The organism is Mesorhizobium sp. M8A.F.Ca.ET.057.01.1.1 (assembly GCF_003952565.1).
Lineage (GTDB): Bacteria > Pseudomonadota > Alphaproteobacteria > Rhizobiales > Rhizobiaceae > Mesorhizobium.
On record NZ_CP034454.1, the window covers coordinates 6,130,273 to 6,153,281 of the forward strand.

General features: G+C 63.9%; 22 protein-coding genes. 12 read left to right on the forward strand and 10 right to left on the reverse strand.

Annotated features, from left to right (window positions below):
• The first annotated feature begins 294 nt into the window (after positions 1-294).
• From EJ077_RS29100 to EJ077_RS29115, 4 genes are all read left to right on the forward strand, one after another.
• The gene (locus EJ077_RS29100; protein ID WP_208698243.1) at positions 295-1,140 is read left to right on the forward strand and encodes a hypothetical protein; all 846 of its coding nucleotides are present in this window, start codon (positions 295-297) and stop codon (positions 1,138-1,140) included.
• A 453-nt stretch (positions 1,141-1,593) separates the two neighbouring features.
• A complete protein-coding gene (locus EJ077_RS29105; RefSeq protein WP_208698244.1) occupies positions 1,594-2,358 on the forward strand; it encodes an SDR family NAD(P)-dependent oxidoreductase in 765 nt (254 codons plus the stop codon).
• A 166-nt stretch (positions 2,359-2,524) separates the two neighbouring features.
• Positions 2,525-2,836 carry an ArsR/SmtB family transcription factor gene (locus tag EJ077_RS29110; RefSeq protein ID WP_208698245.1) on the forward strand — a complete coding sequence of 104 codons (312 nt, stop codon included), beginning with the start codon at positions 2,525-2,527 and terminating at the stop codon, positions 2,834-2,836.
• A gap of 2 nt (positions 2,837-2,838) precedes the next feature.
• On the forward strand, positions 2,839-3,324 hold the full coding sequence (locus EJ077_RS29115) for an SRPBCC family protein (protein ID WP_208698247.1): 486 nt from the start codon (positions 2,839-2,841) through the stop codon (positions 3,322-3,324).
• Positions 3,325-3,355: 31 nt separating this feature from the next.
• On the opposite strand, the gene EJ077_RS29120 is transcribed toward EJ077_RS29115, so the two are convergent.
• Both EJ077_RS29120 and EJ077_RS29125 read right to left on the reverse strand, forming a co-directional pair.
• On the reverse strand, positions 3,356-4,156 hold the full coding sequence (locus EJ077_RS29120) for a class I SAM-dependent methyltransferase (RefSeq protein WP_208698249.1): 801 nt from the start codon (positions 4,154-4,156) through the stop codon (positions 3,356-3,358).
• Between the two features lie 108 nt (positions 4,157-4,264).
• Complete coding sequence (locus EJ077_RS29125; RefSeq protein WP_208698252.1) at positions 4,265-5,380, reverse strand: LacI family DNA-binding transcriptional regulator; 1,116 nt, start codon at positions 5,378-5,380, stop codon at positions 4,265-4,267.
• Positions 5,381-5,977: 597 nt separating this feature from the next.
• Here EJ077_RS29125 and EJ077_RS29130 point away from each other — a divergent pair.
• The 6 genes from EJ077_RS29130 (at position 5,978) to EJ077_RS29155 (ending at position 12,087) form a co-directional block, all read left to right on the forward strand.
• A complete protein-coding gene (locus tag EJ077_RS29130) occupies positions 5,978-6,940 on the forward strand; it encodes a sugar-binding protein (protein ID WP_135917673.1) in 963 nt (320 codons plus the stop codon).
• Positions 6,941-7,060: 120 nt separating this feature from the next.
• Complete coding sequence (locus tag EJ077_RS29135) at positions 7,061-8,599, forward strand: sugar ABC transporter ATP-binding protein (protein ID WP_208703160.1); 1,539 nt, start codon at positions 7,061-7,063, stop codon at positions 8,597-8,599.
• A 96-nt stretch (positions 8,600-8,695) separates the two neighbouring features.
• Complete coding sequence (locus EJ077_RS29140; protein WP_135917671.1) at positions 8,696-9,691, forward strand: ABC transporter permease; 996 nt, start codon at positions 8,696-8,698, stop codon at positions 9,689-9,691.
• An 83-nt stretch (positions 9,692-9,774) separates the two neighbouring features.
• Positions 9,775-10,554 carry an SDR family NAD(P)-dependent oxidoreductase gene (locus tag EJ077_RS29145; protein ID WP_208698254.1) on the forward strand — a complete coding sequence of 260 codons (780 nt, stop codon included), beginning with the start codon at positions 9,775-9,777 and terminating at the stop codon, positions 10,552-10,554.
• 8 nt (positions 10,555-10,562) lie between these two features.
• Positions 10,563-11,156: an SDR family NAD(P)-dependent oxidoreductase gene (locus EJ077_RS29150; protein ID WP_208698256.1), complete on the forward strand. Its 594-nt coding sequence runs from the start codon at positions 10,563-10,565 to the stop codon at positions 11,154-11,156.
• The gene (locus tag EJ077_RS29155) at positions 11,140-12,087 is read left to right on the forward strand and encodes an aldose 1-epimerase (protein ID WP_208698258.1); all 948 of its coding nucleotides are present in this window, start codon (positions 11,140-11,142) and stop codon (positions 12,085-12,087) included. Before EJ077_RS29150 ends, EJ077_RS29155 begins: the two co-directional genes overlap by 17 nt.
• Here the strand turns inward: EJ077_RS29155 and EJ077_RS29160 are convergent.
• Genes EJ077_RS29160 through EJ077_RS29175 form a run of 4 tightly spaced genes read right to left on the reverse strand, consistent with a single transcriptional unit; the run spans position 12,035 to position 16,438 of the window.
• Entirely contained in the window at positions 12,035-12,796 is a 762-nt protein-coding gene (locus tag EJ077_RS29160; RefSeq protein ID WP_208698260.1) for an SDR family NAD(P)-dependent oxidoreductase, read from the reverse strand. The two genes, EJ077_RS29155 and EJ077_RS29160, sit on opposite strands and share 53 nt — an antisense overlap.
• Entirely contained in the window at positions 12,793-14,343 is a 1,551-nt protein-coding gene (locus tag EJ077_RS29165; RefSeq protein ID WP_208698262.1) for a sugar ABC transporter ATP-binding protein, read from the reverse strand. The genes EJ077_RS29160 and EJ077_RS29165 overlap by 4 nt, the downstream gene beginning before the upstream one ends.
• A 54-nt stretch (positions 14,344-14,397) precedes the next feature.
• On the reverse strand, positions 14,398-15,372 hold the full coding sequence (locus EJ077_RS29170) for a sugar ABC transporter substrate-binding protein (protein WP_135917658.1): 975 nt from the start codon (positions 15,370-15,372) through the stop codon (positions 14,398-14,400).
• 55 nt (positions 15,373-15,427) lie between these two features.
• Complete coding sequence (locus EJ077_RS29175) at positions 15,428-16,438, reverse strand: ABC transporter permease (protein ID WP_208698264.1); 1,011 nt, start codon at positions 16,436-16,438, stop codon at positions 15,428-15,430.
• Between the two features lie 241 nt (positions 16,439-16,679).
• Here EJ077_RS29175 and EJ077_RS29180 point away from each other — a divergent pair, with 241 nt between their 5' ends.
• The gene (locus EJ077_RS29180; protein ID WP_135882664.1) at positions 16,680-17,711 is read left to right on the forward strand and encodes a substrate-binding domain-containing protein; all 1,032 of its coding nucleotides are present in this window, start codon (positions 16,680-16,682) and stop codon (positions 17,709-17,711) included.
• Here EJ077_RS29180 and EJ077_RS29185 read toward each other — a convergent pair whose 3' ends face one another.
• From EJ077_RS29185 to EJ077_RS29200, 4 genes are read right to left on the reverse strand one after another with little or no spacing between them, the layout of a single operon-like run.
• On the reverse strand, positions 17,712-18,893 hold the full coding sequence (locus EJ077_RS29185; protein WP_208698266.1) for a mandelate racemase/muconate lactonizing enzyme family protein: 1,182 nt from the start codon (positions 18,891-18,893) through the stop codon (positions 17,712-17,714).
• 9 nt (positions 18,894-18,902) lie between these two features.
• Positions 18,903-19,892 (reverse strand): transketolase family protein, encoded by a 990-nt coding sequence (locus EJ077_RS29190; RefSeq protein WP_208698268.1) that lies wholly within the window; start codon positions 19,890-19,892, stop codon positions 18,903-18,905.
• Positions 19,889-20,737 (reverse strand): transketolase, encoded by an 849-nt coding sequence (locus EJ077_RS29195; protein WP_208698270.1) that lies wholly within the window; start codon positions 20,735-20,737, stop codon positions 19,889-19,891. The genes EJ077_RS29190 and EJ077_RS29195 overlap by 4 nt, the downstream gene beginning before the upstream one ends.
• A gap of 5 nt (positions 20,738-20,742) precedes the next feature.
• Complete coding sequence (locus tag EJ077_RS29200) at positions 20,743-21,537, reverse strand: SDR family NAD(P)-dependent oxidoreductase (RefSeq protein ID WP_208698272.1); 795 nt, start codon at positions 21,535-21,537, stop codon at positions 20,743-20,745.
• 118 nt (positions 21,538-21,655) lie between these two features.
• On the opposite strand from EJ077_RS29200, the gene EJ077_RS29205 reads away from it, so the two are divergent.
• The gene (locus EJ077_RS29205) at positions 21,656-22,876 is read left to right on the forward strand and encodes a mandelate racemase/muconate lactonizing enzyme family protein (protein WP_208698274.1); all 1,221 of its coding nucleotides are present in this window, start codon (positions 21,656-21,658) and stop codon (positions 22,874-22,876) included.
• The last annotated feature ends 133 nt before the right edge of the window (positions 22,877-23,009 follow it).

Here is a 23,009-nt window from a genome sequence, read left to right on the forward strand (position 1 = left end):
AATCCGATATGCTTAGCAAAGCCCTATGCGGGCTTCTGAAAACCATAAGAGTCTTTCACGCTGGTATCATGATCTGCCTCTGCCTGGGCCGCACCAATCGTGGCCTGTAGACGCACTCATCGGCTTGGCGCATCTCATTGCAACAAACCATCGGAGGCAATTCGACCGCACAAACATCGGGGGCGCTCATTCAGTTTGTGCACCTAGACGCTCAATGCCCGGGCTTTACTTCGCCTCTGTGTCGGTCAAATGTGACAGTGGACTCTCTGGAATGGGTACGGGTGGCTGACTAAGATGAGTGCAATTCTAGGCTTCTTCAACCAAGGCTGGGTCGGGGTTCTGGTGGGCACTCTCGGCATTGCGGTTGCGATCTACACCATCTTCCGACGCACGAAGGGACGTCTTCTATATCAGCAAACCAGCATACGATTGCTCGACGCTGGTCGAAGCTCTCTGCTGAACAATGTATCTTTGTTGTACGGGGACAAGAAAGTCCCTCGCGTTTCACTGACGCACGTTGCGATCTGGAACAGCGGTAGGTCCGCAGTTCGCTCAACGGATATATCCCAACATGGGCCAATCAAGATCGAATTGAATGGCGATGGAGAGATATTGGAAGCGACTGTAGCTGCATCAAGCATGCCAGACAACGACCCAACTCTAATTATCAGTGATGATGGTCGGTCGTTTCTATTAAATTTCTCATTTCTAAATCCTGGTCAAGGCGTTATCACACGCGCCATACATACTGCGGCCAAGGAAAATGCCTTGATCAGTGGCACTCTAATTGACTTACCTAGGATCGAAAATGCAGGACCATTGGGTATGGGTTCACTCAGTATCTCAGGTGCTAATGAGACTATACTAATTACCAAAGGCAGTACCATCGTTGGCGTCTACCTACTGTTTAGTGGGATAATATTCATTGTACTGTCGACCTTCTTCAAGGAAGATATGGCAGCAGTGGACCAAAAGATGTCTGCTCTCTCGCAATCCTACGGTTGGCTGGTGGGTATCGCCTTGGGCATACCCATGATTCTGGGTTCGCTCCTGCTACTTATTTCTCGACGTGCGCCTCCCAATGCGCTTATCGCCAAGTTGTCGAGTTCTGCGGAAGCTACTGGAAGCAAAACGACATAGGGAACTGTAAGCCTCAAAATCCTATCGCTTCAGCCTTTGCCTGTGAGTGCGCCGGTCCAAACCAATCTGGACGCGGACCTGGGAAACGACGAATTTTTTCGTGCGGGTATCAATAAATGACCAAGTCAGTTGCCCCCCCGTGCCCTCATTCTCGGCAGTCGGTCGGTCACAACGTGGTCACAGCTGTCACAGATTTGGGACGGGACGTGCTTGACGAGGTATAGGGGATGGGGTTACGTCTTGTCCGTCAACCGGTTGTAGCGAAAGAGTTATTTCCCGGATGCAAGCAGCTCTTTACTGAGACGCAACCGCTGCCTAGCTGCCCTCCGAAGGCAGAGGCCACAGGTTCGAATCCTGTCGGGTGCGCCAAGTTCCATAGGGTCCGTTCCGGACACATAGGTTACGGTTTGTACCGGGTAACACTTTTGGCCCGAACGGGTTTTGGAGCCTGACTTGGCCGCAACCACCCCCAAAACCAGGCGTGTCCTGATTACCGGCGCCGGCGCTGTCGACGGCATCGGCTTTGCCATTGCCCGCCAGTTTGGCCAGGCCGGGCATGCGGTTTTCCTGACCGGCGCCAGCGCACGGGTGCTGGAGCGCGCCGGCGAGCTTCGCGACGAGGGAATCGATGCCATGGCCGCGGTCGCCGATCTCACCATTGCCGCGGAGGTGGAGCGGCTGCGGGAGGAGGTCGGCGCTGTCGATATCCTGGTCAACAATGCCGGCATGGGATCGCTGGCCTCGCCCTCCGTCGACAAGACGTTCCTGACGATGAGCGAAGCCGAGTGGGACCACGGCATAGAGACCAGCCTGAAGACCGCATTTCTCGTCACCAGGGCGTTTCTGCCGGCGATGGTCGAAGCGGGGTATGGGCGCATCGTCAATGTCGCATCGGTGACCGGGCCGCTGGTTTCCTACCAGGGCACCGCCGCCTATTCCGCGGCGAAGGCCGGGATGGTCGGCCTGACCCGGACATTGGCGCTGGAAGTGGCGCGGCACGGCGTCACCGCCAATGCCGTGGCGCCTGGCTGGATCGAGACAGGCGCGTCGAGCGAGCCGGAGCGGATAGCGGCTCGGCATGCGCCGCCGGGCCGTGCCGGCAGGCCGGATGAGGTCGCGGCGGCAGTCGTGTTCCTGGCCTCCGAGAGCGCCAGCTATATCAACGGCGCCTTGCTCGTCGTCGACGGCGGCAACAGCCTTGAAGAACGCAAGGGATAACCGCGCGGCCGGCCTTGTGCCCGAGCAGATTTCGACCTGCGGACGTAATTCCCTCCCTCCAAATGAATGTGATCTCTCTTTCGAGAGAAATTTCCGCGTTGCCAAACAGGTCCTGCCTAGGTGCGCCCCGCTTGACTCAACCATTAGTCTGCACTAATCATAAGTCATGACTGTTGATGGCGTACAGCTCGCCGCCCTGGGCGATCCGACCCGAAGGCAGATTTTCGAGCTGATCGCGGAACGGCCGCGTTCGGTGGCGGAAGTCACGCGGCAGGTCAGCGTGTCGCAGTCCGCGGTGTCGCAGCATCTGAAGGTGCTCAGGGATTCGCGGCTGGTGCGCGCGGAGCCGAAGGGCGCCAGCAACGTCTACCACATCGATCCGCACGGGCTTGGCCAGATGCGCGCCTGGCTCGACCGGTTCTGGAGCAAGACGCTCGCGGCCTACAAGCTGGCCGTCGAGACCCTACCAGAGGAGTGACCATGAACACCCAAGTCCCCATCGCCTCCGTGAAACAGTCCGTCGTGGTCGAGGCGCCGATCGAGCGCGCCTTCAAGGTTTTCACCGAGGATTTCGGCAGTTTCAAACCGCCAGAGCACAATCTGCTTACAGCCGAGGTCGCCGAGACAGTGTTCGAGCCCCGGGTCGGCGGCCATGTCTATGACCGCGGTGTCGACGGCAGCGAGTGCCGCTGGGCGCGCGTGCTGGCCTATGAGCCGCCCAACCGCGTGCTCCTGAGCTGGGACATCAGCCCGCAATGGCGCATCGAGACCGACCCGGCCAAAACCAGCGAGTGGGAGGTGCGGTTCACCGCCGAAACGGCTGGGCGGACCCGCGTCGAGATCGAGCATCGCAACCTGGAGCGCCATGGCCAGGGTTGGGAAGGCGTCCGCGATGCCGTCGCCAGCGATGAGGGCTGGCCGCTCTATCTGCGGCGCTATGTCGACCTTGTTGCACGGCAGGCCTGACCGCAGTTTCGATGGCGCTTCGCCTATGTGGTCAGGGCACCACGCCCCTGCACGCCCAGGCCACATTGGCGAACGACCTTGGCCCGTCCGGTCGTCCGGCCTGATAGGCATCGCGGACGGCGGCCTCGGCGCGCTCTCGCTCGGCTGCCTCCAGCGTGCTCATGTAGTTGCCGAGTGGGCCCTCGCCGGCTGATATCGGCGCCCAATAATCGGCGAAGTCCTGGTAATCCATGCGGATCATCAGCTCGGTTTCGGTCACGTCGGCCAGCCCCTGTTCCACGAAAGTCCGCTTCATTTCGCCGGGCTGCATCATCGGCTGGAAGCAATAGCGGCTGCGCAGCTGGCGCCCGCCTTCGCTGAGCGCCGCCACCGTGTCGATCATCATGCGCATGCCCGCCATGCCGCCGAGATGGTCCCACACCACGGCCGCAACCACGCCGCCCGGCCGCGTCACACGGCGCATTTCGGCAACCGCCTTGCCCGCTTCCGGCACGAAGTGGAGCACCAGCAGGGCCAGCGCCCGGTCGAACGCATTGTCCGCGAAGGGCAAGGCGGTGGCGTCCGCCTGCTGGATTGCGATGCGCGGATCGGCGTTGCGCCGCTTTGCCGCCTCGACGAAAACAGGCGAAAAGTCGATTGCCTCGATCGCCGCGAGTTCGGCGGATTTCGCCAGCTCGAACGTCAGGCTGCCGGTGCCGCAGCCGACGTCGAGTATCTTTTCGCCCGGGGCAAGTCCGGCGAAGCCGATGAACTTGGGCGCGAGCTTTCGGCTCCATCGGCCCATGAGTTGCTCATAGCCGGACGCGTCATGAACGGTGAAACTCGATGTCATATGCCCCTCCCCAGGCTGCAGGCGCAGGCTAGACCTCTATCGGGATGAAGCCAAGACGCGGGAGCAAGGTGAATGCCTGCATCCGGGCGAGACAAGAGGGCCGGCGGTTTATGCGAGGCCCTTGAACGTCGCTACGCTCTCCCGCTCCACCAGCGGACACTCCAGCTTGGTGATGGGATAGCGCCCCCGTCCCTCCGGCGCTTCCAGCTGCTCGATCGCCCATTGGCCCATGGCCATATGCGGCAGGATCGAGGTGGTCAGCGGCGGAAACAAATGGCGGGCGATTTCCTCGTCGTCGTAGCCGACGACGGAAATATCTTGCGGGATGTGCAGGCCGGCTTCCTTGAGCGCTTCGTAGCAGCCGATCGCGGTGCGGTCGTTCTGGCAGAAGATGGCGGTCGGGCGGTCCTTCAGGGCCAGCAGCTTCACAGTCGCAGCGTAGCCGGCGCTGGCCGACCAGTCGCCCTCCACCACCAGTTCGGGGTCGAACGGGATGTCGGCGGTGGCGAGCGCGCGGCGGTAACCTTTCAGCCGATCCTGGGCGGCCTGCATCCAGGGCTCGCCCGTGATGGTGGCGATGCGGCGGTGGCCGTGACTGATCAGATGGCGGGTCGAGCTCTGGCCGCCGGCGATCTCGGAAGGCACCACGGCGGGGAAGGCATAATCCGACGTGTAGCAGTTGAGCAGGATGACCGGGATGTCGAGGCCATAGAGGAAGTCGGGCGCCGTTATTTCGCGGGTGAAGATGGTCATGTAGATCAGCGCCGAGATGCCCCGCCTGGTCAGCGCTGAAATGGCGCGCGGCTCCATCACGGCGTCGCCCATGGTCTGCGCCACCAAAAGCACGTTGCCGGCATTCCACGAGGCCTGGCGCGCGCCCTCGATGGCGACCACGGCCTCCGGGCTGGTGGCGAGCTGGTCGACAGCGAAGCCGATCACGCCGTCGAGTCCATCAAAGGCGGCGCCCTCGAAAGCCGCAACCGGCTGCTTCAGCGCCGAGAAGGCAGGGGCGCTGTAGCCGAGTGCCCGCGCCGCCTCGATCACCCGCTCGCGGGTCTGCTGCGACAGGCGAATGCCGGGCGAATTGTTGAGCACGAAGGAAACCGTGGCCTGCGAGCAACCGGCGGCGCGCGCAATGTCGGTCATGGTGACGCGGCCCTTGGGCTTTGCCGGCGCCTTGCGGCGCTTCGCGATCGCGATGTCCGGATCCGTCGTCTCGCTCATGCCGTAGATGTCTCCCAATGCCCAGCCTGTCTAACGGCGGCCTGCCGGGCCGACAAGATGGCGTGACGCTGCCAGTTCGTGGGTGCGTCGGATAAACTAATAGCTATTAGCATCCTTGCAACCCATTCGTCATGCAAGCCCACGCCTCGCAAAAATACCACATTTGCAAGGCTCCGGCTCGGCGTGGTCAAGCATCGCAGCGTCACCGAATCGGCTCACCTATGACACCCGAGCGCCACCAGATCGGCCCTTTGCTAATAGTATTTACTAATACAAAGATGCGCTGTACCGTCAATCCATCGCATCCGGCCCGATCGGTCCGGCTGCGATGGAAGTGCCTGTGGAGGTCCGATGGCGAGCGGATATTGGTTCCGCAAACCATGTCTCAGATATGTGATATGTCAGACAAATCGGACTATTTACGAATGAAGAATGGTTGTCTAAAGTCCGTGGCGTGGCTGGGAACGACGCCATTCTTTTCAGTGCCGGGAACCCCTTGAGGAGGAGGGCGTCCACGCTGCAGACGGCAATTCAGGTGAGCAATTCTAGTGAGCAAGTCCGGTCAGTCCTACGATTGACCAAAACGGGAGGTTGAACATGAAATCCTTGATACGCAATGCATCCATGGCCGCCGCGGCCCTGGCTGTCGGCCTGACGGCGACGGCCATCGCGCGCGCCGACGACAAGCCGACGCTGGCCTTCGTCGTGAACGGCGCTTCCGACTTCTGGAAAGCGGCCGAAGCCGGCGTCAAGAAGGCGCAGGGCGAACTGCCCGACTACACGCTCGAACTCAAATATCCCGAACAATCCTCGGTCGCCATCCAGCAGCGGCTGATGGACGATCTGGTGACCGCCGGCGTCAAGGGCATCATGGTCTCGGCCGTCGATCCCAAGACCTCGACCGATGGCTTGAACAAGATCGCCTCGCAAACGGCGCTGTTCACCACGGACTCGGATGCTCCGCAGACCAAGCGTGTCGCCTATATCGGCTCGTCCAATGTCGACGCCGGCAAGCAGGCGGCCGAAATCGCCAAGAAGGCGATGCCGAACGGCGGCAAGTGCCTCGGCTTCGTCGGCCTGCTCGGCGCCGACAATGCCAAGGAGCGCATCCAGGGCATGAAGGACGGTCTCGCCGGCACCAAGATCGAGCTCGTCGACGTGCGCGGCGACGACATCGACCAGGCGCGTGCCAAGAAGAATGTCGAGGACGCGCTGGTCGCCAGCCCCGACGTCACCTGCATGGTCGGCTTCTACTCCTACAACACGCCGCGCATCTATGAAGCGCTGCGCGACGCAGGCAAGCTCGGCTCGATCACCGTCGTCGGCTTCGATGACGATCCGATCACGCTGGGCGGCGTCAAGGAAGGTACAGTTGCCGCCACCGTCGTGCAGCAGCCCTTCGAATGGGCCTATCAGGGCATGAAGCTGATGGCTGCCTATCTCAAGGGCGACAAGTCCGGCATTCCGGCCAACGGGCTCATCATCATCCCGACCAAGATCATCGGCAAGGATGACGTCGACGCCTATGCCGCCAATCTCAAGGCGATGGCAGGAAACTAAGACCACAGGCAGTTCAGCCGGCTCAAGTCACTTGAGCCGGCTGTTCGCATTGACGAACCCTGCCGGGGTCGTCAGTCTGCAGAACGAGCCGTTTTGGCTCACCGGCTGCTGTCAGGCATGATGAATTATTCCGACACATCCATCACGGCGACCACCCCGTTCCTCAGCCTCGAGAACGTGCGCAAGACCTATCCGGGCGTCGTGGCGCTCGACGGGTTTTCGATGGAGGTCAGGCCGGGCGAGGTCATCGGCCTGGTCGGCGAGAACGGCGCGGGCAAATCCACGCTGATGAAAATCCTCGGCGGCGTCACCACGCCGGATACCGGCACCATCACGGTCGACGGCACCGCCCATAACGGCCTGAGCGTGGAGGGCAGCCTGGGTTCGGGCATCGCCTTCGTTCACCAGGAACTCAATCTGTTCGAGAATCTCGATGTCGCCGCCAACATCTTCTTCGGCCGCGAGCCGCTGCGCGCCGGGCCGCTGAGGCTGGTCGACCGCGCGAAACTGCGCGAAATGGTGGCGCCGCTGCTGAAGCGCGTCGGCGCCAATTTTTCCGCCGACACACAGGTCGCCGATCTCTCGCTGGCGCAACAGCAGATGGTCGAGATCGCCAAGGCGCTGTCGATCAAGGCAAGGCTGGTCATCCTCGACGAGCCGACATCGAGCCTGCCGCTCGCCGAGACCGACAAGCTGCTCGACGTCATCAAGGCGCTGAAGGCCGACGGCATCTCGGTCATCTTCATCTCGCACCGCCTGCACGAGATCGAGCGCGTCGCCGACCGCGTCGTCGTGCTGCGCGACGGCATGCTGGCCGGAACATTGGGCAAGCGCGACATCAACCACGACCAGATGGTCAAGCTGATGATCGGCCGCATGCTGAAGGAACGCGAAAAGGCCTCGGAGGCCGCGCGTGCCCCGGGTGCCGTGGCGCTCTCGGCAAAGGCGGTCCGTACCCCCACCTATCCCAGCCGGCCGGTCGATCTCGACGTCAGGCGCGGCGAAATCCTCGGCCTTGCCGGCCTCGTCGGCTCGGGCCGCACCGAACTGGCACGGGTGTTCTTCGGCATCGAAGCCAGCCTTGGCGGCACGCTGGAGCTCAACGGCAAGCCACTTGCGCTGGCGAGCGCGGCGGACGCCGTCGCGCAAGGTATTTTCCTCGTGCCGGAGGATCGCAAGCTGACCGGCATCCTGCTCGACCTGTCGATCGCGCAGAATATCTCGCTGCCCAATTTGCCGGCGCATGCCAAGCGCACGCTGGTCTCGAACAGCGCGGAAGCGGCTACCGCCGAGAAGCAAAAGAAAAATCTCGGCATCAAGGCGCCTTCGGTGCAGACGCGCACGGGCACGCTGTCGGGCGGCAACCAGCAAAAGGTCGTGCTCGGCAAATGGCTGGCCATGAACCCCAAGGTGATGATCCTCGACGAGCCGACGCGCGGTATCGACATCGGCGCCAAGGCGGAGATTTACGGGTTGATGCGGGCGCTGGCCGATGCCGGCGTCGCCGTGCTGATGATCTCCAGCGACATGGAAGAGGTGATCGGCGTCTCCGACCGCATCGCCGTGATGCATGAGGGCCAGATCTCGGGCATCCTCGACAAGGACCATTTCAGCCAGGAAAACGTGCTGCTTCTGGCGGTTGGCAAGCCGGCAAATTAATGCATGTCGCGCAAAAGTGGCCCTCGGTTTTGCGGCACGGCATGCATAAACAAAGAGCTGAAGCGCGCGACGCGCTTTAGCTAAGCGGAGACGGCGATGACAAAGAAAGATCTCGGCCTGCTGATCCTGATCCTGGTGGTCGGAGCGATCGTTGCCATCATCAATCCGCGCTTCCTCTTGCCGATCAATCTCGCCAACACCTCGAACCTCATCGGTCTCTTCGGTATCCTGTCGATCGGCCAGGCCTTCGTCATCATCACCGGCGGCATCGAGCTCTCCGTCGGCTCCGTCGTCGCGCTGCTGGGCACGCTGTTCATCGACTTCATCGCCGTGCGCGGCATGGGATGGCCGATCGCCTTCGTGCTGATCCTGGTGCTCGGCGCCATCATTGGGCTGGCGCATGGCTGGCTGATCACGCGGCTCAAGCTGCAGCCCTTCGTCGTCACCCTGTGCGGCCTGTTGATCTATCGTGGCGTCGCGCGCTTCTACACCGCCGACGGCACGGCGGGCTTCGCCTTCGGCCAGAATTTTCCCGATCTCGAATTCCTGACCGCCGGCCGCTCCTGGGGCGTGCCGAACTCCTTCTTCGCGCTGATCGTCATCGCTATTGTCATGTGGGTGGTGCTGCACCGCTCGGTGTTTGGGCGCTATCTCTACGCCATCGGCAAGAACGAGGAGGCGGCGAAATATTCTGGCATCCGCACCGGGCGCGTCGTCATGGCGGCTTACGTCATCTGCGGCGTGCTCACCGCGCTGTCTGCGATCTATTTCGCCATGTACACGCGCTCGATCTCGCCGGCCAGCCACGGCCAGTTCTACGAGCTCTACGCTATTGCGGCCGCGGTGCTCGGCGGCTTCTCGCTGCGCGGCGGCGAGGGCTCGCTGATCGGCGTCCTCCTCGGCACGGTGCTGCTGCAGGAATTGCAGAATCTGGTCAACCTGCTCGGCATCCCCTCCTCGCTCAACTTCGCGGTGATGGGGGGCGTCATCCTCGTTGGCGTGCTGGTCGACCAGCAATGGGGCGTGTTCCGGGCGCGCCGGCGGATGGTCGATGCCGCCCGCAAGGGCGCGGTCGGGGCGGCAGCGGAATAAGTCCCGCCCGCCCGTGTAGCTGCTTGTTCCTGCCGCCAGATTATTATAATAGCATAACCTGTACTGCGGGAGGCTGACGGGACATGCGCTGCGATTTGCGAGGCAAGGTAGCGCTGGTCACGGGAGCCGCCGGCGCCATCGGCAGTTCGATCGCCAAACGCCTGTCGGACAATGGCGCGGCGATCGTCGTCGCCGACATCAATGGCGAGGGCGCAAGCCAGGTCGCGGCCGGGTTGAGCGATGCGATGGCCTGCACCACCGACATCCGCGATCCCGCATCGGTGGACGCCGCGATCGCCGCGCTCATGCAGCGCTTTGGCCGCCTCGACATCCTCATCAACAATGCCGGCGTCAACACGCTGGCGCATCGCGTCACATTAGACGAGTTCCCGGCCGACGAATGGGACCGTATCACCGGCATCGACCTCGATGGCCTCTACATCATGAGCCGGGCAGCACTGGCCCCGATGCTTGCCGCCGGCAAGGGCGGGCGCATCGTCAACATCGCCTCCGTCGTCGGGCTCGCCGCCATGCGGCTGCAAAGCCCGTTCGTCGCTGCCAAGGCCGGCATCATCCATCTGACGCGGTCGATGGCAATCGAGCTCGGCGCCAGGGGCATTCTCACCAACGCCATCGCGCCGGGATCGGTGATGACGGCGCTGACCGCCAAGCTGTTCTATGGCGAGGACGGCAAGTTCGCCGGGCGCACGCAGGAATTCCTCGCCCATGTGCCCCTCGCCCGGCCTGCCCGGCCGGAAGAGATCGCCGAGGCGGTGCTGTTCCTGGCCTCGCCGGCCGCCAGCTATGTCAACGGGCAGGTGCTGGCCGTCGATGGCGGCTGGACGGCGGGATACATGATGTGAGCGGGGCCATGGAAATCGATCTCACCGGCTCGACAATAGAACGGGAAGGCGCGAGCAATCCGGTTGCCGAGGCGGCACTCGCCGCCTTGCGCGCCAATGGCGGCCGCGTCCTCGAAGGGGCGCGGCCCGCCGGCGTCCTGTCCCCCGACATCGTTCTGGTATCATGCCCGCTGCGTCCGGGAAGCACGGCCGAAAATCCCGGCACCTTGTATGCGGCCGCGCGCAAGGCGGCGGTGGCCATGACCGAGCGCGGCGGCGGACGCATCGTCTTCCTGCTTTCGGTGACTGCCGGCATGCCGATGCGCCGCCATCCGCGCTTTTCCATGGAGAACGCCTCGATCCTGACCGGCATGCGCACGCTGGCCATGGAGTTTGGCCCCAAAATCCTGGTCAATGCCGTCGGCGTCGGCTTGGTCGAGGACGAGACCATGGTTTCGGGTGACAAGGCGATGCTGAGCCATGTCCCGGTCAACCGCGCCGGCAATATCGAGGAAGCGGTTGCGGCCGTGCTGTTCTTCTGCGATCCACTCAACACCTATACGACGGGCCAGATGCTAGGCGTCGACGGGGGATGGATGGCGGGCTATGGGCGCAATTTCTGAACCGTTGACGCTGAAGGCCGGCGCAATCGAGGTCGGGCTGGTGCCGCAAATCGGCGGCTCCGTCAGTGCGCTGCGCTGGCGCGGCATCGATCTGATGCGCCGGCTTTCGGACGGCGATCGCGAGGCCGACAACGTGCTGGGCGTCGCCATGTTCCCGATGACGCCCTATGCCAACCGCATCGCCGGAAATGCCTTTGAGTTCAGGTCAAAGCGTTGGCAGGTCCTGCCCAACAATCCGCCGGAAAAATTCAACGTGCATGGCAGCGGCTGGCAGCATGGCTGGACTGTCGTCGAGGCAGGAGCCGGTAGCGTGACCCTGGCGCTGGATATCGCTGCCGCCGGCGAACCCTTTTCCTATCGCGCGACGCAGGCTTTCGTCGTTTCCGACGAAGGGCTTGATGTGACCATGACGCTGACCAACACCGGACCGGTTTCCCTGCCGTTCGGCTTCGGCCTGCACCCCTGGTTCGATCGCGATCCGGACGTCACTCTGCAATTCAAGGCCAAGCGTTTCTATCTCGAGGAGCCCGATGGCGTTTCCGGCGACCCGATCATGCTGCCACCCGAACTCGACTTCGCCGAAGGCCGGCCATTGCCAGCGGGCTGGCGCAACAATGACTATGGTGGTTGGGGCGGCGAGGCGATCATCCGCTTTCCCTCGCGTGGTGTGGGGCTGCGGATCACGGCCGACCAGGTCTTCAGGCACCTGATGCTCTATGCCGACCCGACAAAACCGTTTTTCTGCATCGAACCCCAGACCAATGCCTCCGGCGCCTTCAACCGCGGCCGATGGGATGATCCGGAAGAGGGCGTCATCGTGCTTGGCCAGGGGCAAAGTGCAGCCGGCACTGTTTCGTTCATGCCCTTTGCGCTGCAATCTAAAGCAGCCGAGCCAGCAGGCCGCCGTCCACATGCATGGCGCTGCCGGTGACGAAGGACGCGGCATCCGAGATCAGGAAGCCGATGGCCGTGGCGATCTCCGAAGGGTTGGCGATGCGGGCGATCCGGTTCGGTTCGAAAGACAGGCCCAGCGCCTCCGCGCCGCCGGCCGCTTCCAGGCCGTCGAGCGTCATTCTTGTGGCGACCGAGCCGACCAGCACGGCGTTGACGCGGATGCGGTCGACGGCATAGTCGAGCGCCATCTGCCGCGACAGGCCGACGACCGCCGCCTTGGTCGCCGCATAGGCGGGCACACCGGGAACGGTGGCGTCGGCATGGACGGAGGCGATGTTGACGATCGAGCCGCCGCCGGCCGCGCGCAGCAGCGGCAAGGTCGCCCGGCAGACGCGGAAAATGGCCGTCAGATTGACTGATATGGTCCTGTCCCAGTCCTCGTCGGAAAGCTCTTCCAGCCGCTTGCCGGTCGGATAGATGCCGGCGCAGTTGACGACCGCGTCGAGCCCGCCGAACCGTTCAGTCGCCGCCGCAACGGCTGCCTGGACGTCCGCTTCGCGCGTGAGGTCGCTCTCCCGGAAGATCAGCTGGCTCTCGCCATAACGGCTCGCCAGTGCCTTGCCGTCATCGCCGTCCAGCCCGGCGCCAAAGACCTTGGCGCCGTCGGCGACAAGGTATTCCGCCGTTGCCCGGCCGATCCCGGTCGCGGCGCCGGTGACGAAAATGCGTTTGCCGACAAATGTCATGCGGAAACCTGTGCCTGACGCTCGGCCTGCGCTGCGGTGACCGAACGCAAGACGCGATCCTCGCCGCCTTCGCCGCGGCCGAATTCATCGACGATGCGGCCGTCGGCGACGACCAGGCAGCGGTCGCAAAGGCCAATCAATTCCTCGAGTTCCGACGCGACGATCAGCAGTGCGACGCCCTTGTCGGCCAACTCGACCACGAGCCGGTAGATCTCATGCCGGGTTGCCGCGTCGACGCCCTTGGTCGGCTCGTCGAGCAGCAGCACCTTCGGCGCCCGCATCAGTACGCGGGCAAACAGCAGTTTCTGCTGGTTGCCGCCCGACAGATGGGTGACCGAGGCCTGCGGCGACGAAGCCTTGACGTTGAGCGCACGCATGGCGGCCACGATGGCGTTGCGCTCCAGCCCGCCGCGCACCACGCCGTGCCGCGACAGGGGCACGAGATTGCCGATGGTGATGTTGGCGCCGACCGGCAGGTTGAACAGCAGGCCGTCACGCTTGCGATCCTCGGTCAGCAAAGCGATGCCGGCCGCGCGGGCATCGGCGGGCGATTTGATCGATACCTCCTTACCGCCGACGTGGATCTCGCCCTCTGCCGGCACGCGGCCATAAATGCCATGCAGGATCTCGCTACGGCCGGAGCCAAGCAGTCCCGCCAATCCGACGATCTCGCCGGCGGCGACGGACAGGTTGATGTCCCTCGCGCCATGGACGGCACCGCCGTGACCGGCGACGCTGAGACGGCGAACCTCCAGCGCGGTCGGTGCGCCGACAGGCGCAGCATGCTCGGGGAACAGCCGCTGCAACTTTTGCCCGGACATCGAGAAGATGAAGGTCTCGGCGTCAAAATCCTCGCGAGCAATGCGCACCGCCACCTGGCCGTCGCGCAGCACGGTGGCGCGGTCGCAGATGGCGAGCACTTCCGGCAGGCGATGGGTGATGTAGATCATCGCCACGCCCTGTGCCTTGAGCCGACGCAGCACGGCAAACAGCGCGTCGACTTCGGTGCCGGAGAGCGAAGCGGTCGGCTCGTCCAGCATCAGCACGCGCGGCTTCATGACGATGGCGCGGGCAATCATCACCAGATGACGCTGCGCCGAGGTCAGCGATGCGACATAGGCCCTTGGTTCGATATCGATGCCGAGATCGGCAAAGATCTCGGCCGCCCGCTGCTCGAGCTTCCGCTGGTGAACAAGCACGCCGTCGCCCAGACCGGTGCGGCCGGCAAAGACATTCTCGGCGACCGAGAGCTGTTCGAGCACCTCGATTTCCTGCGGCACGTAGCCGACACCGTTCGACCGCGCATCGGCCGGCGAGGCAAAGCTGACAGGCCGGCCGTCGAGCTGGATGGTGCCGGTGTAGGAGCCGGCCGGATGCACGCCATTGAGGATCTTCACAAGGGTGGACTTGCCGGCGCCGTTCTGGCCGAGCAGAGCGTGGATTTCGCCAGACACCACGTCGAAATCGACACCGCGCAACGCCTGCACGCCGCCAAAATTCTTGGCGATCGCGGTGGCTGAAAACAGCGGCGCTTGGGTGGTCGACACAGTGGTCCCTCAAGATATTGCCGGGTCCGCAGGATGCGGGCCCGGCGGCAGGTGTTACTGGCCGGCGCTGTCCAGCATCTTGTAATAGGGGTCAAGGTCGGCTGCGGTGATCACCTTGGCCGGCAACGGATTGCTGTAGGGAACCGTCTTGCCCTGGGCGAGGTCGCCGAGCAGTTCGGCAACTTTGGCGCTCTCCTCATAGAGCGGCTGCGCGACGATGCCGTAGGCGGCGCCCGATTTCACCAGGTCGAGGTTCTGCCTGATATAGTCCATGCCGATGATAACGACGTCGCGTCCGGCCTTGCGGGCGGCGCCCGACCAGGTCTGGATGCTGTTGCCGGTGGTGCCGAAGGCGGCGGTCACGTCGGGATTGCCCTGCAGGATGGCCACCGCCTTGGCTTCGGCCGCCGACGGCTCGAAGCCTTCCATCTGGGTGTCGAGCACCTTGATGCCGGGGTACTTTGCCGCGATGGTCTTGCGGAAGGCATCCGACATGGCGTTCTCGGTGTCGTTGGAAGCGCCTTGCGTCAGCGCCACGGTGCCCTTGCCGCCGAGCTTGTCGCCGATGGCGATGGCCGCATTGGCGCCGACCTCGGCGATGTTCTCGCCGGTCGCAGCCTTCAGCCCATTGACGGTGCCTTCCGGCGGCAGCACGTGCCAGGTGACGATCGGGAAACCCTCCTTGGCAAGCTTGGTGATATAGGAATAGATCGCCGGATCCACCCCGTAGACGCCGATGGCGTCGTATTTGGTGCGGGCAAGCGCCGCTTCGGCAAGCGGCAGCGTCGCGGGAATATCCCAGTTGGTGGCACTCGGATCGCCGACGACCTCGCAGGTGTAGCCGAGCTCCTTGCACTTGTTGAGGAAACCCGCCTGCATCAGCCTGTGCACCGGGTGATCCTTCATCGCCTGTACCCAGAGCAGATGCACATCCGCCGCCCGCGCTAGGCCCGCCACGCCCAGCGAGGTGGCGACTGTCGCCGCCACCAATGCGGCCCGGATCAGCCCTTTCTTCACCTGAATTTTCATGCCTTACCTCCCATGGTTCACCGGCATTTTTTGCCGGCGCAATATCCTGGCCGGTTCAAGCCCCGGCGATGAAGTAGCGGCGGCGCACTATGTCGAGGCCGACGGCCATGACCATGATCACGCCGACGGCGATCTGCTGCCAGTTGGAGTTGACGCCGATGACGACGAGGCCGCTCTGCACCACTTTCAGCATGAGGATGCCGACGACACCGCCGGCGACCGTGCCGGCGCCGCCGAACAGGCTGACGCCGCCGACCACGACACCGGCGATGACCGTCAATTCCCAGCCGCTGCCGATCGAAGTGCCGCCGCTGCCGAGATCGGCCATGACGAACATGCCGGCGATCGCCGACAGCGCGCCGACGGTGATGAAGGCGCCGATCTTGCAGGCATTGGTGTTGATGCCGACGAGATGCGCCACTTCCTTGTTGCCGCCAGTGGCATAGATGTTGCGCCCGAGCACGGTGCGCCGCAGCACGAAATCGGCTGCCACCGCCGCGATGATGAAGAAGGCGAAACTCCAGCCGAGGCCGAAGGCGAGATCCGTACCGCCGATCGTATTGATCGCCTCCGGCAGCGGATAGACGGGATAGCCTCCCGTCACCACCTGGATCAGCCCCTGGCCGATGAACAGCATGCCGAGTGTCTGGATGAAGGCTGGAATGCCGAGCCTGACGACAATCAAGCCGTTGAGCAGGCCGATCAATGCGCCGACGCCGATGCCGCACAGAATGCCGACGGTCACCGGCAAGGCGGCCGCGGTCATCAGCTTGGCGGCAACCACCGCGGACAGTCCCGCGACCGAGCCGACGGACAGGTCGAACTCGCCGGCAACCAGCAGAACCGTCTGGCCGATGGCGATGATGCCAACAAAGGAGACGACGTTGAGAATGGCGCGGATGTTGCGCTCCGACAGGAAAGCCGGCTCGAGCAACCAGAAGAAGGCGATCAGAAGCGCCATCGCCGCCAGCACGCCGACTTCGCCGACGGCAATGAAGCCGATCAGTCGCCGCCGGAACGATTGCGCGTCCCGGGGCGGCGAGCTCAGCTCAGCCGCACTGTTCATCCTCACCTCCCTGGCGCCGACTGTTGCCGGATCCCGCCACCGGCTCCATTCACCCGCGCCGATCCCGGCGCGCTCCTCATCATCATTAAGATTATAATATTATAACTTGTCAACGATGAAATTCCATGCCTCGCGACAGCGCGTCGCGTCGCTGGAAAGCGTTCGCGGCAACCGCTATGAATGGACTGATGTGATCCGTGGGACCTTGCCTTGGTGGATCGCGCTCTCTTGGAGCAGGGTGATGACCGATAAGCCGCCGGCGGGCGAGAAAAAGCCGCAGCGCCTCGGCGTCCGCGAGATCGCCAAGCGTGTCGGCGTTGCGCCGATGACGGTGTCACGTGCGCTGTCCAATCCCGACATGGTGTCGCCGGAGACGCGCGCCAAGGTGCTGGAGGCGATCGAGCAGGCCGGCTTCGTGCCCAACCGGCTGGCCTCCAGCATGCGCGGCAATGGCCGCATGATCGGCACGGTTGTGCCGCCGCTGATCAATTCGGGCATAGCCGAACAGGTGCAAGGCATGTCCGACGAATGCCACGAGAGCGGCTATTCGATGCTGCTGGTGCAAGGTGAATTCACGCAGGAGGCCGAGGAGAAGGCGATCCGCAATCTGCTTGGCTGGCGCCCGGTGGGCATGATCCTGCAGAGCTTCGTGCAAAGCGAGACGGCGCGCGCGCTGCTGAAGAGCAGCGGCGCACCGGTGGTCGAGATCTCCGAGATCAAGGGCCGCAAGCCGATCGACATGGTGGTCGGCGTCTCCAATTTCGAGACCGCCTATGCCATGACCATGCATCTGGCGGCCAAGGGCTACAAGCGCATCGGCTTCGTCTCGACGCCGATCCACGGCAATGACCGCTTGCAGCAACGCCGCACCGGCTACCACGCGGCCTTGACCGAACTCGGCTTCAAGAACCATGCCGACCTGGAGGTCGAGGTGCCGATCACCGCGCAAGGCGGCGCCGAAGCGCTGGTGACGCTGACCTCCCGCCACAGGGATATCGACGCGATCTTCTTTTCCAGCGATACACTCGCTGTCGGCGCCGTGCAGGAATGCCACCGGCGCGGCTGGGCGGTGCCTGGAAAAATCGCCATCGCCGGCTATGGCGACATGGATCTGGCCGCGCAGCTGCATCCGCCGCTGACCACGGTGAAGGTCAACCGCTACGAGATGGGCCGGCGCGCCGTGCGGCAATTGCTGGCAAAGCTCGGCGGCGACACCAAGGTGCCGACCATCACCAGCCTCGGCTTCGAGATCGTCGACCGCGAAAGCGCTTGATCAAGGCGTCTTCTTCCCCGCCTCTTCCCCGCGTCCCAGCCGCTTTTCCCAGCCTTCCGCGTGGACATTGAGGTACGCGTTGGGATCGTAGGGATGATCCCTGATCGCGTCGATGTCGAGGTCGATGCCGAGCCCCGGCGCGTCCGGCAGCGACAGATGGCCATTGTCGGGATTGACGGTCGGATGCCAGCTCACGAGATCGCGCGTCCAGGGGTCGTTGAAGGCGTCGAAATGTTCCTGGATGAGGAAGTTCGGCACCGCCGCCGCCAGTTGCAGGCACACCGCCGTCGCCACCGGCCCGCCGCTCTGGTGCGGCGCGATATGGCTGCCGTGGGCAAGCGCCAGATTGGCCACCTGCATCGACGGCCCGATGCCGCCGAGCGACATCGGTTCGGGCTGGAAGATGTTGACGCCGCCACCGGCCGCCAGCGTGTAGAACTGACCGACCGTGTCGTACATCTCGCCCGTCGCCACCGGGATGGGCGAGCGGTGCGCCACTTCGTGCACGGTCTCCTGACGGTCGCGCGAGGTCGGCTCCTCCCACCAGTAGATGTCGAGGTCGGCGAACTTTTGTGCCGCCTGCAGTGCCGCGATCTCGGTGAAGCGCGCATGCACGTCGATCAGGATTAGCGTGTCCTTGGGCAGCCTGTCACGTAAGGTCCGGCAGATCGCGTAGGAAAGCTCCAGCTCCTCGCGCGAAATGAAACCTTGGGCGGTGCCGAACGGGTCGAGCTTGAATGCCTTGAAGCCCTTGGCCAGCACTGCTCTGGCGGCATCGAGAAAAGCCTCCGGCGAGCGCTCGGTGCGATACCAGCCATTGGCGTAGCCGAGCACGCTGTCGCGCACCTGGCCGCCGAGAAGCTGATGGATCGGCACGCCGAGGCTCTTGCCCAGTATGTCCCAGCAGGCGACCTCGATGGCCGCGATCACCGTGCGGTGGATGTGGCCGCCGTCGAGCGAGACGCTGTCCAGCATGCGTTTGGCCAGCGCGTTGATGCGGCGCGGGTCCTGGCCGATGGCGAGATGTTTCAACTCGTGCACGCCGGCTTCGGTGGTCTTGATGAAACCGTTCAGCGTGCCTTCGCCGATCCCGTCGATGCCCTTGTCGGTATCCACTTTGACAAACAGCCAGTTCTTCCAGCCGGCGCCGACGGCAAAGGTCTCGATCTCTGTAATCTTCATGCTAGAATCCTAGCTCAATGCGGCGATGGTCGCGATGACGGCCTCGGTCGTCAGCCCGTATTTCGCTTGCAAGGTCGGCACCGCGCCGCATTCGATATAGCGATCCGGCAGGCCGATGCGCGTCACTGTCTTCGCGATGCCGGCACCGAACAAGGTCTCGACCACAAGGCTCGCCAGGCCGCCGACCACGACGTGGTTTTCCACTGTCACGATACGGTCAACCGACGCGACGAATTCGGCCACCGCCTCGGTGTCGAACGGCTTTATGGTCGGGACATGCAGCACACCGGCAGCGATGCCCTGTTTTTGCAAAGCATTGGCTGCATCCAATGCCCTTTCGGTCATGAGGCCAGTCGAGATGATGCCGACATCGCTACCCTCGCGCAGGCGGCGCGCCTTGCCGATCTCGAAGACATAACCGGGCTCCAACACGACCGGCACGATGCCGCGCAGCAGCCGCATGTAGACCGGTCCCCGGTGGTCGGCGATGGCCACGGTCGCGGCCTCGATCTCGGTCGCATCGCAGGGATCGATGATGGTGAGGCCCGGGATCATGCGCATCAGCGCCAGGTCCTCGATCGCCTGATGGGTGCCGCCATAGCCGGTCGTCAGACCGGGGAGGCCCGCGACGATCTTGACGTCGAGATTGGAGTGGGCGAGCGCGATGGCGACGAAATCATAGGCGCGCCGCGTCGCGAACACGCCGTAAGTGGTGGCGAACGGCACCTTGCCGGTGCGCGCCAGCCCGGCGGCGGCGGCGACCAGATTCTGCTCGGCCATGCCGACGTTGAAGAAGCGCTCCGGGAAGGCGTCTCGGAATGGCAGGATGTCGGTGTATTTGCCGAGATCGGCGGTCAGACCGACAATGTCGGGGCGGCTCTGTCCGAGCCTTGCCAATGCCCGGCCGAAGGGCGCATCCACGCTGCGCCGTCCGCCGCCGACGGCCTCGTCCTGGCCCATGGCCAGCGTGCGGCCGGCCTCCATCGCCGCGCCGCTCATTGGCCCGCTCCCACGGTTTTCTCGAACTCGGCGATGATGCCATCCCACTGCGCCACGTCGATGCGGAAGAAGTGCGACTTCTCGGCGGTCTCGATGCGCGGCACGCCCTTGCCGGGCCGTGTGCGCAGGACGATCGCCTTCGGCTTGCCGTTGCGGCTGCGTGCATCCGCCAGCGCGCCAACCACCGCGGTCATGTCATTGCCGTCGATCTCGGATGTCTGCCAGCCGAAGGCGCGCCATTTGTCGGCCACCGGCTCCATGTCGAGCACCATCGGCCCATCGGCCTGGATGCCGTTGCAGTCGATCAGCGCCACCAGCCCGTCGAGCTTGAAATGGCTGGCCGACATGGCTGCTTCCCAGGTCGATCCTTCCTGCATCTCTCCATCGGAAAGCTCGACGAAAACCCGCGCGTCGGAACGGTCGACGCGCAGGCCCAACGCCTGCCCGACACCTTGCCCCAGCCCATGGCCAAGCGAACCGCCGATCATTTCGACGCCGGGCGTGGTGTCGAGCGTCGACATTTCCAGCCGGCTGTCGTCGGCGCCGTAGGTGACAAGCTCATCTATCGGAATGATGCCGGCTTCGGCCAGGGCAGCCCACAAAGCGATGGAATAATGCCCGGTCGACAAAAGGAAACGGTCGCGGTCGGGCCAACCGAGATTGTGCGGGTCGTAGCGCAGTTCGTGGAAGTAGAGTGCGGCCAGTGTGTCGGCGATGCCGAGGCCCTGGCCGACATAGCCCTGGCCCTGACCGCGCGCCATGGTCAGCATATGGCGGCGCAGCAGCGTCGCCTTGCTTTCGAGCGCGCCGATATCGGCGCTGCTGGGAGGAGAGTTTCGCAGCATCCGGATCAGTCCTTGTCGAGTCCGCCCGACATGTTCAGCCGCTCGGCGGTCATGTATTTTGGCGCGTCGAGGCAGAGCCACACCACGGCTTCGGCGACTTCCGCGATTTCGGCGCGGCGGCCGAGTGGGATGCGGCGGGTGCGCTCATCGAGAAAGGCCTGCAAATCGTTGCGGCCATTGGCACGGGCAAGGTCGATTTCGGTCGAGCGCTGCATTTCCGTATCCATCATGCCGGGCGCCAGGCTGTTGACCAGCACGCCATAGGGCGCGAGCGCCACTGCCGCGGCGCGGGTGATGGAATCGACGCCGGCCTTGCTCGCCGTGTAGGCGGTGTAGTCGGGTAATGCCATGCGCGAGCCCGGCGAGGTGATGTTGATGATGCGCCCCGAGCGCTGCTCGCGCATCACGCGGCCCGCCGCCTTGCAGGCCATGGCGAGGGCTGTGACATTGAGCGCCAGCGTACGAGTCCAGGCCTTGAAGGTGGCGTCGAGGAAGGGTTCGATCACGCCATAGCCGGCATTGTTGACCAGGATGTCGATACCGGCCCAGCGCGCGACCACTTTTTCGACCGCCGCTTCCGGTACGCCTTGCCCGGTGAAATCGCTGACGATGCTTTCGGCTTGCGTGCCGGTTTCGCCGATCTGCCTGGCGGTCTCGGCAAGTCCATCGCCGTTGATATCGGTGACCGCGACGAAACAGCCGCGACGCGCCAGCTGAACCGCCACCTCGCGGCCGAGCCCGCCGGCGGCGCCGGTGACCAGCGCCCTGAGCGGCATCTTGTTTCGATTTTCGGCAGGCAAGCGAACACCCTCCCGGAGGCGATCTTGACGAAATTGATACCGGTACCATAAATGGCTGTCAACGGCTATGTGCTATTGTTCCCTGCACTGTAGTATCGGCGGGAGTTGGGAGGAAAAGATGAAAGTCGTCGCGCTCGAAACGCTGCAGCTGGCGGAATTCCCGTTCCTGTTCTGGTTGCGCGTCCACACCGACGCCGGCCTCGTCGGCACCGGCGAGACCTTCTGGGCGCCCGGGCCGGTCGCCGCCTACATCCACGACAATGTCGCGTCCTATCTCTTGGGCAAGGACCCGCGCGACATCGAGTTGCACGACCGTACGCTGGGCAGCGTCTATGTCGGCGCGCGCGATTCCGGCGCCGAGGTGCGCGGCAATTCCGCCGTCAACATCGCGCTGTGGGACATTTATGGCCAGGCGCTCGGCGAGCCGGTCTGGCGGCTGCTTGGCGGGCGCACCCACGCGACCGTGCCGATCTACAACACTTGCGCCGGCTACAAACATGTCCGCGCCACGAAGAAGAATGCCCTTTTCGAGCGCGGCGAGGACTGGTCGCTCAAATCGGGCGATTCGAATGAAGGTCCGTATGAAGACCTGCTCGCCTGGCGCTACAATGCCGGCGATCTCGCCAAAAGCCTGAAGTCGGAAGGCATTGTCGCCATGAAAATCTGGCCGTTCGACATCGCCGCCGAAGCCTCGAACGGCACCCGCATCTCGCTCGTCGATCTCGACAAGGCGCTGGAGCCCTTCCACAAGATCCGCGACGCCGTCGGCCGCGACATGGAGATCATGGTCGAACTGCATGGGCTGTGGACCTTGCCGCCGGTGCTGCGCATCGCCGAGGCGCTGAAACCTTATGACGTCGCCTGGCTGGAAGAGCCGATCCGCTACAACGAACTCGACGCCATGGCCGAGCTCGCCCGCCACACCTCCATCCCGATCGCCGCCAGCGAAAGGCTGGCCTCGCGGCAGATGTTCAAGCAGTTGATCGACAAGCGCGCGGCTAGCGTGATCATGATCGACCTCGCCTGGTGCGGCGGCCTGTCCGAGGCGCGCAAGATCGCCAACATGGCGGAAGCCAGCGAACTGCCTGTCACCTTGCACGACTGCACCGGGCCGATCGTTTACGCCGCGAGTTGCGCCTTGTCGGCGACCTTGCCGAACGTCAACTACCAGGAAGCGGTACGCGCCTATTTCACCGGCTGGTACACCGAGATCGTCGCCGACGTCCCACCGGTCAAGGACGGTCATGTCGCGCCGCTCGAAGGGCCGGGCCTTGGGCTCAACCTGCGGCCGGAGCTGTTCCAGCGGCCTGACGCAGCCGTGCGGATCACCAGACTCTAGGCTTTCGCATGGCTCGGTCAGAGCCAGTAGACATTATGCTATTATAATCTATGATGCGTTGAAGCGGGTGACCAACAAGCCCGCCGCCGGCGCTCTGCCGCCCGGCGCCAGACGCATTCAGGGAGGCTTTGGT